We start from the raw sequence: 13,034 nt of genomic DNA, 5'->3' as shown, positions 1-13,034 counted from the left end.
ATTTAATTGCTCCCTATATACCTATTGCCAACACAGGAGATACATCATGGCCCTTTATTCCACATCTGCCCGCGCTGAAGGCGGCCGCAACGGCCACAGCGAAACCACAGACGGCGCCTTCAAGGTCGACCTCGCGCTCCCGAAAGAGCTCGGCGGCAACGGCAAGGGCAACAATCCCGAACAGCTCTTCGCCGCCGGTTATGCCGCCTGTTTCGACAGCGCGATCAACCACGTCGCCCGCCAGCAGAAGATCGCCCTCGAAAGCAGCGCCGTGAACGTCTCCGTCTCGCTCAACCCGAATGACACCGGCTTTGCCCTCGGCGTCGCCATCGAAGTCGAGATCACCGGCCTCGATCAGGCCGCCGCAAATGACCTGGTTGCACAGGCCCATGCCGTGTGCCCATATTCGAACGCCGTCAAAGGCAATATCGACATCAAACCCGTCGTGAAAGTGAAATGACCCCAGAGCCGGATGCCCCTGACACCGCCGCCAAGCCCAAGCCGTTCGATCCGCTCGCGCTCGATCACCAGCTTTGCTTTGCGCTCTATGCGGCGGCCAACCGGGTCATCCGGCTCTATCGCGACCAGCTGGAGCCCCTCGGGCTCACCTATCCGCAATACCTGACCCTGCTCGTCCTCTGGGAACGCGACGACCGCCTCGTCGGCGAGATCGGCGAAGCCCTCAGCCTCGATTCCGGCACGCTCACGCCGCTCCTCAAACGCCTCGAAACCGCAGGCCATATCATCCGCACACGCGACCCGGCCGACGAACGCCGCGTCCGCATCACGCTCACGAAACAGGGCCGCGCCCTGCGCGCCAAGGCCGTCAGGATTCCCGAAAAGATCGCCTGCGAAATGGGCCTGCCGCTGGAAACCCTCCTCCAGCTCAAGCAGACGCTGACCACCCTCGCCGCGCATTAATCATCCACGATAAAAGTCCGCCGCTCAGGCGATGGCGACAACCCGCAATGGCTCGCGCTCGCCCTTGCCCGCCTGGTTCTTGCCCGCCGCCTTGGAGGCATAAAGCGCCCGGTCGGCCCGGTTGAGCAGGGTCGAAAGGCTTTCGCCGCCCTGCGCCACGCACCAGCCGAGGCTCACCGTCACATCATGGCCCGCCGGTTGGCACGACGCGATTTCCCGCACCAGCGCGTCAAACCAGAAGCGCGCGATCCCTTCGCTGGTAAAATGCCCCGCTATCGCAAACTCTTCCCCGCCGAGACGCGCGATCACGACGTCCGGCGGCGCAATACCCGCGAGAATGTCCGACATGCACTTCAACACCCGGTCGCCCGCATCATGGCCATGCTGGTCATTGATCCGCTTGAAATCATCAATATCGGCAATGGCGCAGGCAAACACGCTGCTGACAGCGCCCATCCGCGACTGCATGGCTTCGGCGCGCGCAAAGAAGGCCCGGCGATTGCTCAGGCCCGTCAGCTCGTCATGGTTTGCGAGATGCTCGTTCTGGTCAGACAGTTTCCGCACCTTGAGGTGCGCCCGCTGGACGCCAAAGCTGCACAGCGGCGCAATCAGCAATGGCATGACAATGGCGGCTTCATAGCAACGCCGCAGTGTAATCACCGGGTCGATATGCGCCCAGGTCCAGATCGAAACGAATGAGATTGCCGTCGCAATAAGCGTCACCGACACAATGGTTCGCGCCGCTTTCCATTCGTGTTCCGACAGTCTCAAGGGCCCGCTCCTCATCTCCATAAACTATGGCAAACGAGGTTTAATACGCCGCGCACACGACCTGTTAAATTTGAACGATCCGGTTCAGCATGGGCCCGTTACACCGCGCTCGACAGGGGCCGCCTCAGCCGCCGCCGCGTGCGCAGCGCATGCGCCAGCTCCGTCTCCGCGCCGGTCGCCGGCGTCGCTTCCGCCTCCAGACGCGACAGCTTCGCCGCCCGCCGGCCCATCTCCTCGGCGCCATCCTTCCGGATCGCCTCGGATGTTTTTATTTCCAATGTCCTGAGGTCCATATCGTCTTCCTCCTGGGTTTTTCATCCCGCGCAGTCATCCGCCGCGCTTGGAGGCAGTATAGCGCAAAAGGGCCGGTTCTTGGATGAAAGGTCGGTTAGAGAAAGACACCCCCCTCTCCCTCGGGAGAGGGGCCGGGGGTGAGGGTCAACCCAGCCCTCAACCGTAAAGTGCTGTTTCAGCGACGCGGCCCTTCACACGCCACGGCAACCTCGCACCCGCTGCAACGCCATGCCCCCTCCTCAATCCCTCTCCCAAGGGCTTGCGAGGACAAGCAATCGCACTGCGATTGCCCGAGCAAGGGAGGTGCGCATATCAAGCGCCAGCCCCGTAGGGTGGGTTAGGCGCAGCCGTAACCCACCGGGAAGACATGCGGCACGAGGCGCTGGCGGGTATCGCTCCGCGCGGACCCACCCTACGGCTTGCCTTAAGCACAATGTTCTTGTTTTGTTCTTTACTATTTAGTAGGTTGAAGCCCTCATTGTCATCTAGAGTTGGACTGAGGTAGACTTTCACCAATGGGCAAACGGCACATTTACACCTTCCACATTGACGCGCTGCGTCCCGAAACCCTTTCGATGAAAGAGTTGTCGAAATATTTGGCAGATTTAGCCGAACTAATCGGACAGGAAGAGGCAGTCCATTTCGACAGAGTATCAGCGGGATCAGCCGAGCTTAAATGGTGGCCTGACACCGCAGTCGAGGATGAAGTTCGTGCGCGGCTCGAAATAGTCGATGATTACATTAATCACCGAGAACTTCATGACGTCGTTCTAAATCTCAACAAGCGACTGGCCAATGATAATGCGACTGCGGTGATGTTAGACCCCACAGCGCGTGAAGTTGCGCGCTTTCCTGGAAGGGAATTTAAGCAGTTCAAAGACGTGCCGGCATTCTGGCAAGAAGATCGACTACAGGGTCGGCTCATTCGAATTGGGGGCAAAGACGAGACTATCCATGCTCACATAGATATGGGTGGAAAAGTTGTTACGAACATATCCCTGAGTTCGTCACTCGCTCGTGAAATTGTCCGACATTTTCTAGGACCGACACTGGCCTTGAATGGAAAAGCACGCTGGCAACGGAATTACTTGGGCGAATGGAAATTGCTCGCATTTCAAGTTCACAGTTTCGACGTCCTAGAAGATGACAGACTTGAAACAGCTATGGACGAAGTGGGCGGCTTCTTGAGTAAAAGTATCGGTCAGGACGAGAGCCTATACAAGCAGAACCAAGGTGAGGGTTCTGAAGAGTGATTATCGGGTTTGATGCCAATATCTGGATCGCTCGATATGACCCGAGCATTCGCACTCCCATTGATCCATCTTCCGGCCAGCCAATCACTCATGCGCAGCAGAGAGTTAAAGCTCTCATCAAACAAGCCGGGCAAGATAAGCATACGATACTAATTCCCACGCCAGTTCTTTCGGAGGTACTGGCGTACACAGACGATCGCCGATTTGAGATGCTCGCCGCTATTGCGAAGTCAGCACATTTCCAAGTCGCGTCCTTTGATATGAAGGCCGCTGTGGAGCTGGCAGAGATGAACTTGGAAGCCGCAGTGGGCGATAAGAGGTTTGGGTCTGAGGACCCGTATCAAAAGACCAAGATTGATCGCCAAATTGCCGCGATTTGCAAAGTGAATGACTGCAAAACTTTCTACACTACTGACCGCAGCTTAGGTAATTTTGCTCGTCGATTTGGTGTGGAAGTGAAACACCTAAGCGACATACCGTTACCCGAAGAGACAAAACAATATCGAATGTTTCCAGACGATCAGGAATGACGCATCTGTAGTCCTTCTTCATCCACACCCCCCTACCACCGCAACAACCGCTCATAAAACCCGCCCCATGTCCGCCCCGGTTCCAGCAGGTGGATCTCCAGAATCCAGTGGCGCGTGCGGCCGAAGGGGTCGGGGTCTGACAGGCGCGTGCGGTTGTTCGGGCTGATGCGCTGCTGGTCCTTGTCGCCCGGCCACACGGCATGCGGAAACTCCGCCACCACATGGCCCGCAATCGCCCCGCCAAATACATAGCCATGCGCCTCGGCCATCCGGCAGGCCAGCGCATAGAGCGCCGCGCCCGTCATGTCCGGCCTTGCCTCGGCGCGCACCGCCTCGAACACGGTGTCCAGCGCGCCAACAAGTGCGTGCTTCGCCGCGCTCTCTCCGACCGCATAAGTGCGCCCGACATCCGCCTCCCATTCGGCAAACACCGGCCCGAGATCGACATAGACCGTATCCTCAGGCGCGATCACGCGCAGCGGCGGCTTGTCATGGAACGTGGTCACCGTATTGGCGCCCGCGCGCACATTGCACTGGTGCCAGTGGCGTTCGATGCCGAACGTCTCCAGCGCCAGCGCGGCAATGTCACCGTCCACCTCGGCCTCGCTGCGCCCCGGCGCGATGATGCCCGCCGCCTCGATCGCGTCGAACAGGGTCAGCGCCTTGTCTTCGGCCTCTATCAGCGCGGCCAGGCGCGCGTCATCTGTCAGTGATTCCATCGGCCAAACGTATCAACACACGTTTATATGTCAAACCGGACGGCGAGTGGTCCGGGAAGGGGCACGGAATGGGCAGCGAGTGGTCAGGGAATGGACTCCGACTGGACTCGCAGTTCCCCGCGACGCCCCGCGGAACGCCCCCATCGCGCCGCCCCCTTCCCTCCCATGCCCTTCCCCGCTACACGCACATCCATGCTCAAGACCCGCATCATCCCCTGCCTCGACGTGAAAGACGGCCGCACCGTGAAGGGCGTCAATTTCGTTGACCTGCGCGACGCCGGAGACCCCGTCGCCCTCGCCCGCGCCTATGACGAACAGGGCGCAGATGAGCTGTGTTTCCTGGACATTACGGCCAGCCATGAAGGCCGCGGCACGATGCTGGATATCGTCACGCGCACGGCAGAAGCCTGCTTCATGCCGCTGACCGTCGGCGGCGGCGTGCGCAGCGTGGAAGACCTTGTCGCCCTCCTGAAAGCCGGCGCCGACAAGGTCGCCATCAACTCCGCCGCCGTGGCCGACCCCGGCCTCATCAGCCGCTGCGCTGCCAAGGCCGGGCGCCAGTGCGTCGTCGTCGCCATCGATGCGCGACAGACCGGAAATCATTGGGAAATTTTCACCAAGGGCGGCCGTGAACCGACCGGAATCAACGCCGTGGAATTCGCCATTGAAGCCGAAAAACGCGGCGCCGGCGAAATCCTCCTCACCAGCATGGACAAGGACGGCACCAAGTCCGGCTATGACATCCCGCTGCTCAAGGCCGTCTCCACCGCCGTGAACATTCCCGTCATCGCATCCGGCGGTGCGGGCCATGTCGATGACCTTGCCCCCGCCATCCTCAAAGGCGGCGCCAGCGCCGTCCTCGCCGCCTCGATCTTCCATTTCGGTGAGGCCACCATCGCCGACGCGCGCAAGGCCCTCGCCGCCGCCGGCGCGCCCGTCCGGCCCCTCTAGAGACCCTCACCTCCCATTGCTGCGCAATGGGTCCCTCCTCTCCCAGAGGGAGAGGGGTTTACGGCTCTGCACCACTTAACCCCTCTCCCGCTCGCGGGAGAGGAGGGACCCGCTGCCGAAGGCAGTGGGAGGTGAGGGCGCGCCTGGGGATGACGCCAAAGAAACTTGCCGCTAAACCCCTCCCAACAGGAGCGCACCCATGTCCCCCACCCCCCTCGGCCCCCTCGCCCGCCTCGCCGCCGCGCTGGAACACCTCTCCGGCACCATCGACGCCCGCGCCCTCGAAGGCGATGCCGGCACCAGCTGGACCGCCCGCCTCCTCGCCAAGGGCCCCGATGCCGCCGCCGCCAAGATCGCCGAAGAAGGCAACGAGCTGGCCGAAGCCGTCATCCGCGAGAGTGATGACAATGTCGCCTCTGAGGCCGCCGACGTGATCTACCACCTCATGGTGGGCCTGCGCTCACGCGGTGTGCCCCTCGATGCCGTCGCCGCCAAACTCGAAGCGCGTCAGGGAACCTCCGGAATCGCCGAAAAGGCCGCGCGGCACCCAAAGTGATGCGTCACCCCCGATGGCGCAGCCATCTGGGGGTCCATCTCTTATCCTCGCCTCACGGCAAACCGGACTCGTTTGACACCTACGGGTGATGGGCTGCCAGACCGCTACGCGGCCGGCAGTGACGCGTGTTAGTATTGTCGGCGCTCAGCCCGACACCTTCGTAGTGTTTCGGGCACTATCCGTGCACTTTTCGGGCTTTTTCCGGGCATCGGCCGTGTAGGAAAGCGCCGCCCATTCCTGTCGGAAAAGCCGCTCCTCACACGTCCCTCACAGGCTTCAGCCGCCGCTTGGTCTGGTGCTCGTCGGCCTTGTCGCCGGTCACCTTCTGGCCCTTCATATAATGGCGCTGCCAGCGCTCCTTCATGGCCTTTTCCTCGCCCGTCGCGAGGCGCGTATTGAAGTCGGCCCGGCTGGCCACCCACGCGTCATATTCCTTCACCAGCTCGGGATTGGTCTTCATGGATTTACGCTCCGGCTCGATCTCTTCCAGCTTGCGATGTTCCATCAGCGTCACGAAGCAGAAGGGCTCGCCCTTGCGGAAGATCACTTCGCCGGGCCGCGTCATCGCCCAGTTCATCGTGAACGGGAAGGGCAGCCAGTCTGTTTCGACAAGGCCCGTCAGCGGCGCAATACCGTCCTTCGGCCAGTTCGGCGCGCCCGTCGCCCACACGCCCCAGCCGGGCGGCGTGCGAAACAGGTGGCCGGTGTGAAACGTCACGATCCCGCGCATGAAATGGCTGTCGGCAAAGCTCGGGATCGCAGCCGGGTCACCGGTTGTGAGGAAATTGATGTCCTCTTTTTTCGGCCCGCCATTCCACTGGATCTTGATGTCCATCGGGCAGAGGATTTCCCAGCCCGTGGAGTTTGCCATGGTCAGCGGCAGGCAGCGATAGGGGTGGCGGTCGGGAAACGCATCCATCCATTCGCGCTGGCTGCGGCCCGGCACGATTTCCGGGGCGACATCGTGAATTTTATAGCATTCGAGACGCATGGGATAAGTTTCTCCGAAAGGCTTGACGCTAAAGGAAAGTCTTGGCCCAAAGTGCGGGATGACCGCAAGCCCTGAAGACCTCTTCGCCTTCCTCGATACGCACGCCATCGCGCACGAGACGCACTGGCATGAAGCCGTATTCACGGTGGATGAAGGCGCTGACCTCAAGGCCGCCATGCCGGGCGTTCACACTAAGAACCTCTTCCTGAAGGACAAGGATGGCACCTTTATCCTCATCTCGGCTGAGGCTCACACGCAGATCCGCCTCAACCACCTCCACCGCCATATCGGCACCAAACGCTTGTCGTTCGGCTCGCCTGAAGCGCTGCTCGACCTCTTGGGTGTCACGCCCGGCTCGGTCACGGCCTTTGCCCTGATCAATGATCCCGCCTGCAAGGTGCGCTTCATCGCGGATGCGGCGCTTTTCGCGGCGGATCCCGTAAACTTCCACCCGCTCATCAATACAGGCACCACCGCCATTTCGCGCGCGGATTTCAAGCGCTTCGTCGCCGCAACAGGCCGCCCACTGGAAGTCGTCGACTTCGCAACCCTCCCCGAATGAAAAAAGGGGCTGCCCGTGCACAGGCAGCCCCTTCCCCCGCTGTATAGCCCCCGTAAAGCCTACTCGAACGTATAATTCATCCGAATACCCAAAACCCGCGGCGCCCCGACATAGGTATAGAATGTGCGCTGATAGACTGGTCCGCCGGCGTCATCGGTCAGGACCTGATTGTAGAGCGGCGTGCCGCGAACGCCTGTCTCGTAATACTCGTCAAACAGGTTGTTCACGAACAATGAGGCCTGCCATTTGCCCGTGTCATAGACGAGCGACGCATTGGCAACCCCGAACGAATCCAGCGTAATGCCGTCACCCAGATTGCCCGTACGTGTCAGCACATCGCCTTGCCAAGCATAGCCGAAATTCGCGACCAATTCGCCATCGAGCCCGGTGTTCGGGATCGTATAGCTGCCGAAGAAGGAGAACTGGTCTTCGGGCGAGCCGGGCAGCCGGTCCCCATCGCGGCCATCAAGCAGCACGCTGCCAAACCCTGGCGTCGAAATCGTACCCACAAGACCCGGCGCCGGGGCGGTCAGCGATGCTTCAGTATGGCTATAGCTGCCGCGAACGGTCAGCTCATCCGACACAATCCAGTTGCCATTCAGCTCGATACCCTTGGACTCGGCACCATCGGCATTCACCGTGATCGGTATGGAGGCATTGATGGTTGCCGAGCTCAACTGAGGATCGGTCCATTCGATATAATAGATTGCGCCGTTCAGCGTCACACGACCATCGGCGAACTCGGACTTGAAGCCGAGTTCGTAGTTCTTGGTCTTGTCCGGACCATATGCGGTTTCGTCACGTGTAGACACGTCACCCGGATTGGGTCCGAACTGCTGGCCTGGCACCAGGGCGCAAGCCGCCTGGCCCGTACCAGGAACATAGTCTGCGCAGAAGCCGATGCCGTTAGAGTTGCCAATACGATAGCCCTCGGACACCGTAAAATAGCCGAGCAAGTCATCCGTGAACTTGTACGAAGTATTGAACTTGAGCAGCGTGCCATTGTCGGACTGGCCGGTCTTTTGCGTGCCATTGAGCCCCTCGTCCAACCCGGCCGCAATCCCTGCAGAATAGTCAGATTTCAAGTCCGATTGGAGGCTGCTGACACCAACCGGAACATAGCCGGCATTCCCCAATGGGAAGTCGGTCGCGCTGTAGGATTCCAGATCATATTTATAGTAGCGCCCACCGACGGTGACACTCCACTTGTCGGTAATGTCGTAACCAACCTCCCCAAAGATCGCGCTCTCTTCCAAGGTTGAATAGAACTTGGAGTAATATTCCAGATCCGCAGCCGGTGAGATGCCGAGATAGGACGAATAGCCGGGTGTGTATTCAGCGGAATAGTTCGCTTGGTCAAACTGGTTATAGAAGGCGCCAACGATCCAGTTGAAACGACTCTCAGTCGTGGACACGAGCCGGACTTCCTGGTTGATCCGGTCCTCCTTGCCTTTTTCATGCGTAAACGCGGTGAACGTCGGAAACAGCTCATAGCTGTATTCAAGGGAGATCAGTAGGTCGGTCTGGTCGCGCTGGCCATTGTCATCAAAGCGCGAATAACCGGTGGCCGATGTCAGTTCGGCAAAGCCGAGATCTGCGGTCACTTCCAGTGCGACCAACTGGTTCGTAACTTCGTTTGGCTCTTCGACCCGCATGCCGGCTTCATATTTGCCAGCCGGCACCGTAGACCGGGCGCTCGAAATCTGACGGCCGTCGATATCGGCTTTCTGGTAATAATAAGTCAGCGTGCCATCAAGCCAGGAGACCGGTTCCCAACGTGCGGCCACACGGCCCGACAGGACCTGCTCGCCGTCGGCATCCTTCACGCGCTTGAGGTTTGACCCGACATCTACCGGATCGCTGAAATCGGGGTCTGGCTCAGACACGCCAATCTCGCGCACAACAAAAGGATAGTCCGTAAAGCCGCTATTATCTTCATAATCAACCGATGCGCGCAGGGCGAAATTCGGCGCAATCACCTTGTTCACCGTGAAGCCGGTATCATAGCTGAGGTTTTCCGCCTCGAAATTCTGCGACAGCTCACCGCGCACGTTCAGCATGTCGCCATCGAATTTCGGCTTGGCCGGGATATAGCGGATCGCACCGCCCAGCGTGCCTGCGCCGTAAAGTGTGCCCTGTGGCCCGAGCAGAACTTCGACCCGCTCCAGGTCATTCAGCTTCAGGTCCACGAATAGCGGCACTTCGCCGATATAGGTCGCAACCGTACCGCCGCCGTCATTATTGCCGTCGCCGGAGCCAAGTCCATCGGCGTTAAGGCCGCGCACGATGATCGGGTTGCCCTGACGGCCACCGCGATCGACCACGTTGATGCCCGGAACATAGGCAAGTACATCGGCCAGCTCGTCAAAGCCCTGTTCTTCGATTTGCGCGCCGCCAACGGCTGCAATGTTCAGCGGCACGTCCTGCACGCTTTCAGCGCGGCGCGTCGCCGTAACGGTGATTGTCTGTGCGCGAAGTTCGGTGTCTTCTGCAGCATCCTGTGCGTGTGCCGCTAATGCAGCACTCGCCACGAGGACAAAGGCGCTTGTTGTCTTCAGAAGATTGGTTCTCATGGTGTTTCCCTTGTGATGTGTCGGGCCCGCCTCACACAGGAAGTCTTCGCAAGCGGCGTCGCATAGGCAAGAGACCTGTCCAGAGGACTTCTCTTTTGTCGGAACGCGCGTCAAAATGGGCAAAGCGGGCAGTTTCTGCCTCAAAAAGGGACACACCTGCTAAAGATGTTCGCATGATGACTTTCGGCAACACTCAGCTCCAGGAAGCTGCGGAGCGACTTGGCGCCAAGGACTACAAGTCGGCGCATGCGATCTGCATGGACGTGCTGCGCACGGACCCGGCCTCATCGCAGGCCTATTACCTGCTCGGCATCCTCACCGCAGACCATGCCAATCACGCCAAGGCCATCGAACTGTTCGAGCGCGCGCTCCAGTTCAACCCGGATCACGCCGCCGCCCTCGCCCAGATGGCGCGCAGTCATATCGCCCGCCTGAACCGCGAACCCGCCTTACAGGCAGCGCGGGCATCAGCCGCGCTCCAGCCAAAGGATGCCTTCACACTGGACACGCTCGGCGTCGTCTTCAGCCGCGCCGGCCTCCATGCCGAAGCCGCGCCCTTCTATGCCGCCGCAACCAGCGCCGCCCCCGGCATCGCGGACTATCACTACAATCACGGCGCCGCGCTGCAGTTTCTCGGCGACATGGACGCCGCCCGCGCAGCCTTCGAACGCTGCCTCGCAATCGATCCGCTCGAAACGCGCGCGCTCTCATCCATCGTACAGATTACGCGTCAGAGGGCAGATCATAACCGCCTCGCCGAACTGGAAGCGGCCTTCAACGCCACAAAAGACGACGCCGACCATGCCCTGCGCACCGGCCACGCGCTGGCCAAGGCCCACGAGGATATCGGCAACCCCGCCGAAGCACTCAACTGGCTCGCCCGCGCCAAGACAAAGAAGCGCGAGGTTATCCAGCATGACCCGACTTTCGACACGGCCCTCTTCAATACCGCGCAATCAACCATCGGTGCACTCGCCAGCAAACCGGGATACGAAGACGCCGCCCCGATCTTCATCGTCGGCATGCCGCGCACCGGCACCACGCTGGTCGAGCGTATCCTCTCCAGCCACAGCGCGATCACATCGGCAGGCGAACTCACGGATTTTGGCCTTTGCCTGAAGCGCCAGTCCGGTACGCGCTCAAACTATGTGCTCGATCCCGAAACACTAGAGGCTGCAGAAAACCTCGACCTCGCCGCGCTCGGCAAGGCCTATATGGACAGCGTGCGGACCACGCAGAACGTCTCCGGCCGCTTCATCGACAAGATGCCCCTCAACGCCTTCTACAGCGCCGTCATTCTTGCCGCGCTGCCAAATGCGCGCGTCATATGCCTGCGCCGGCACCCCGCCGACACGGTGCTCAGCAACTATCGCCAGATGTTTGCGACCAGCTTCTCCTACTACAATTATGCCTTCAGCCTTGAAGACACGGCGCGTTACTATGTCGGCTTCGACAAGATGATGAAGACGTTTGCCCGCGCCCTGCCGGCAGACCGCTTTTGCGAAGTCCACTACGAGCATGTCGTCGCTGATATCGAGACCGAGACCCGCCGCCTGCTGGACTTCTGTGGCCTGCCCTTTGAGGCCGCCTGCCTCGCCTTCCATGAAAACGCCGCGCCGGTGGCCACCGCAAGTTCCGCACAGGTGCGCCAGCCGCTCTATACCGGGTCGCTTGCGCGCTGGAAGCGCTATGAGGCGGGCCTCGCCGACGCGCTCGACATACTTGTCGAAGCTGGCTGCATGACCTCGGGTGAACGCACGCTCTAATAGTCGCGCCAGCTATGGCGCTTGCGCCATTTGCCGCTAGTCTTGATCCACAAACAAAAAACCCTGGGGGAAACCATGAAACATCGTCGTCTCGGCAAAAGCGGCATCTACGTCTCAGACATCTGCATGGGCACCATGACCTTTGGCTCGCAGACCGACGAGAAGGAAGCCTTCCGCATTCTCGATGAATGCTATGACGCCGGCATCAATTTCTACGACGCCGCAGAAAACTATCCCGTGCCGCCCGATCCCAAATGGGCTGGCCGCACCGAAGAAATCGTCGGCCGCTGGATGAAGACCAAGGACCGCGATAGCCTGATCATCGCCACCAAGGTCTCCGGCCCGTCGCATGGCTGGATCAAGTCATCCCAGCGCGCCGGCATGACCGCCATGGACCGGCACAATATCACCCGCGCTGTCGAAGCCAGCCTCGCCCGCCTCGATACGGACTATATAGACCTCTACCAGACACACTGGCCGGACCACGGCACTAACTTCGACGAGACGATGGAAACCCTTGACGAACTGATACGCGCCGGCCTCGTGCGGATCATCGGCAGCAGCAATGAAAATGCCTGGGGCACGATGAAAAGCATCGCGACCTCCGAACGTCTCGGGACGGCACGCTACCAGACGATCCAGAACAATTTCAGTCTCAACAATCGCCGCTTTGAGGACGAGCTGGCCAATATCTGCCGCAAGGAAGGGATCAGCCTGATCCCCTATTCGCCCATCGCGGGCGGAGTCCTTTCCGGCAAGTATAATGGCGGCGCGACGCCCGAAGGCGCGCGTTTCTCCAGCTATATCAACAAGGGCGGACGTCACACGCTCATGGCGCAGCGCTTCGTCAACGAAAAGTCGCTGTCAGCCACCGAGCGCTATATGGCCATCGCGCAGGAGGCCGGCATGTCACCCGTCACGCTGGCAACGGCCTGGTCGAAACAGCATGACTTCGTTGCCTCCACCATTGTTGGCGTCAGCACCCTGGAGCAAGTCGCCCCAATCCTCGCCGCAGCCGACATGGTCCTCTCCGACGATGTCATGAAGGCCTGCGATCAGGTCTCGAAAGATATCCTCTACCCGATGGGCTGAGCTGCAAAAAGAAACTCCCGGCCGCTTCTTGTGGCGACCGGGAGCTCGTCTTCTT

At 60.3% G+C, this 13,034-nt stretch carries 14 protein-coding genes; 9 read left to right on the top strand and 5 right to left on the bottom strand.

All coding sequences use genetic code 11. From position 1 onward, the window contains the following. Positions 1-43 precede the first annotated feature (43 nt). On the top strand, positions 44-460 hold the full coding sequence (locus V7651_RS10330) for an organic hydroperoxide resistance protein (protein WP_199285892.1): 417 nt from the start codon (positions 44-46) through the stop codon (positions 458-460). Next, positions 457-921: a MarR family winged helix-turn-helix transcriptional regulator gene (locus V7651_RS10325; protein WP_335613153.1), complete on the top strand. Its 465-nt coding sequence runs from the start codon at positions 457-459 to the stop codon at positions 919-921. Before V7651_RS10330 ends, V7651_RS10325 begins: the two co-directional genes overlap by 4 nt. Before the next feature lie 24 nt (positions 922-945). Here V7651_RS10325 and V7651_RS10320 read toward each other — a convergent pair whose 3' ends face one another. Continuing rightward, positions 946-1,692, bottom strand: a complete 747-nt coding sequence (locus V7651_RS10320; protein ID WP_335613152.1) for a GGDEF domain-containing protein — start codon at positions 1,690-1,692, stop codon at positions 946-948. Between the two features lie 98 nt (positions 1,693-1,790). Continuing rightward, positions 1,791-1,985, bottom strand: a complete 195-nt coding sequence (locus V7651_RS10315) for a hypothetical protein (RefSeq protein ID WP_335613151.1) — start codon at positions 1,983-1,985, stop codon at positions 1,791-1,793. Positions 1,986-2,501: 516 nt separating this feature from the next. Between V7651_RS10315 and V7651_RS10310 the strand changes: the two genes are divergently transcribed. Further along, the gene (locus tag V7651_RS10310) at positions 2,502-3,239 is read left to right on the top strand and encodes a hypothetical protein (protein ID WP_335613150.1); all 738 of its coding nucleotides are present in this window, start codon (positions 2,502-2,504) and stop codon (positions 3,237-3,239) included. After that, complete coding sequence (locus V7651_RS10305) at positions 3,236-3,769, top strand: PIN domain-containing protein (protein ID WP_335613149.1); 534 nt, start codon at positions 3,236-3,238, stop codon at positions 3,767-3,769. Before V7651_RS10310 ends, V7651_RS10305 begins: the two co-directional genes overlap by 4 nt. Before the next feature lie 32 nt (positions 3,770-3,801). Here V7651_RS10305 and V7651_RS10300 read toward each other — a convergent pair whose 3' ends face one another. Further along, the gene (locus tag V7651_RS10300; protein ID WP_335613148.1) at positions 3,802-4,488 is read right to left on the bottom strand and encodes a M24 family metallopeptidase; all 687 of its coding nucleotides are present in this window, start codon (positions 4,486-4,488) and stop codon (positions 3,802-3,804) included. A 192-nt stretch (positions 4,489-4,680) separates the two neighbouring features. On the opposite strand from V7651_RS10300, the gene hisF reads away from it, so the two are divergent. After that, positions 4,681-5,439 carry an imidazole glycerol phosphate synthase subunit HisF gene (gene hisF / locus V7651_RS10295; RefSeq protein ID WP_335613147.1) on the top strand — a complete coding sequence of 253 codons (759 nt, stop codon included), beginning with the start codon at positions 4,681-4,683 and terminating at the stop codon, positions 5,437-5,439. Between the two features lie 199 nt (positions 5,440-5,638). Then, positions 5,639-5,995: a phosphoribosyl-ATP diphosphatase gene (gene hisE, locus V7651_RS10290; protein ID WP_335613146.1), complete on the top strand. Its 357-nt coding sequence runs from the start codon at positions 5,639-5,641 to the stop codon at positions 5,993-5,995. A gap of 256 nt (positions 5,996-6,251) precedes the next feature. Here hisE and V7651_RS10285 read toward each other — a convergent pair whose 3' ends face one another. Next, positions 6,252-6,986 carry a DUF6065 family protein gene (locus V7651_RS10285; protein WP_335613145.1) on the bottom strand — a complete coding sequence of 245 codons (735 nt, stop codon included), beginning with the start codon at positions 6,984-6,986 and terminating at the stop codon, positions 6,252-6,254. Positions 6,987-7,044: 58 nt separating this feature from the next. Between V7651_RS10285 and V7651_RS10280 the strand changes: the two genes are divergently transcribed. Further along, on the top strand, positions 7,045-7,548 hold the full coding sequence (locus V7651_RS10280) for a prolyl-tRNA synthetase associated domain-containing protein (RefSeq protein ID WP_335613144.1): 504 nt from the start codon (positions 7,045-7,047) through the stop codon (positions 7,546-7,548). Between the two features lie 59 nt (positions 7,549-7,607). Here the strand turns inward: V7651_RS10280 and V7651_RS10275 are convergent, their stop codons facing one another. After that, a complete protein-coding gene (locus V7651_RS10275) occupies positions 7,608-10,121 on the bottom strand; it encodes a TonB-dependent receptor (protein ID WP_335613143.1) in 2,514 nt (837 codons plus the stop codon). A 173-nt stretch (positions 10,122-10,294) separates the two neighbouring features. On the opposite strand from V7651_RS10275, the gene V7651_RS10270 reads away from it, so the two are divergent. Beyond that, entirely contained in the window at positions 10,295-11,887 is a 1,593-nt protein-coding gene (locus tag V7651_RS10270) for a tetratricopeptide repeat-containing sulfotransferase family protein (RefSeq protein ID WP_335613142.1), read from the top strand. Positions 11,888-11,962: 75 nt separating this feature from the next. After that, positions 11,963-12,979 (top strand): aldo/keto reductase, encoded by a 1,017-nt coding sequence (locus V7651_RS10265; protein ID WP_335613141.1) that lies wholly within the window; start codon positions 11,963-11,965, stop codon positions 12,977-12,979. The last annotated feature ends 55 nt before the right edge of the window (positions 12,980-13,034 follow it).

The sequence above is a fragment of the Hyphomonas oceanitis genome (assembly GCF_036964545.1).
In the GTDB taxonomy this organism is placed as follows: Bacteria; Pseudomonadota; Alphaproteobacteria; order Caulobacterales; family Hyphomonadaceae; genus Hyphomonas; species Hyphomonas oceanitis.
This window is presented reverse-complemented; position numbering and strand designations above follow the sequence as displayed.

What these genes read in the sequence shown, in the direction of transcription:
- hisF (WP_335613147.1), top strand. Translation starts at nt 4,681, where the DNA reads ATGCTCAAGACCCGCATCATCCCCTGCCTCGACGTGAAAGACGGCCGC.
- V7651_RS10310 (WP_335613150.1), top strand. Translation starts at nt 2,502, where the DNA reads ATGGGCAAACGGCACATTTACACCTTCCACATTGACGCGCTGCGTCCC.
- V7651_RS10270 (WP_335613142.1), top strand. Translation starts at nt 10,295, where the DNA reads ATGATGACTTTCGGCAACACTCAGCTCCAGGAAGCTGCGGAGCGACTT.
- V7651_RS10275 (WP_335613143.1), bottom strand. Translation starts at nt 10,121, where the DNA reads ATGAGAACCAATCTTCTGAAGACAACAAGCGCCTTTGTCCTCGTGGCG.
- V7651_RS10265 (WP_335613141.1), top strand. Translation starts at nt 11,963, where the DNA reads ATGAAACATCGTCGTCTCGGCAAAAGCGGCATCTACGTCTCAGACATC.
- V7651_RS10280 (WP_335613144.1), top strand. Translation starts at nt 7,045, where the DNA reads ATGACCGCAAGCCCTGAAGACCTCTTCGCCTTCCTCGATACGCACGCC.
- V7651_RS10285 (WP_335613145.1), bottom strand. Translation starts at nt 6,986, where the DNA reads ATGCGTCTCGAATGCTATAAAATTCACGATGTCGCCCCGGAAATCGTG.
- V7651_RS10315 (WP_335613151.1), bottom strand. Translation starts at nt 1,985, where the DNA reads ATGGACCTCAGGACATTGGAAATAAAAACATCCGAGGCGATCCGGAAG.
- hisE (WP_335613146.1), top strand. Translation starts at nt 5,639, where the DNA reads ATGTCCCCCACCCCCCTCGGCCCCCTCGCCCGCCTCGCCGCCGCGCTG.
- V7651_RS10300 (WP_335613148.1), bottom strand. Translation starts at nt 4,488, where the DNA reads ATGGAATCACTGACAGATGACGCGCGCCTGGCCGCGCTGATAGAGGCC.
- V7651_RS10325 (WP_335613153.1), top strand. Translation starts at nt 457, where the DNA reads ATGACCCCAGAGCCGGATGCCCCTGACACCGCCGCCAAGCCCAAGCCG.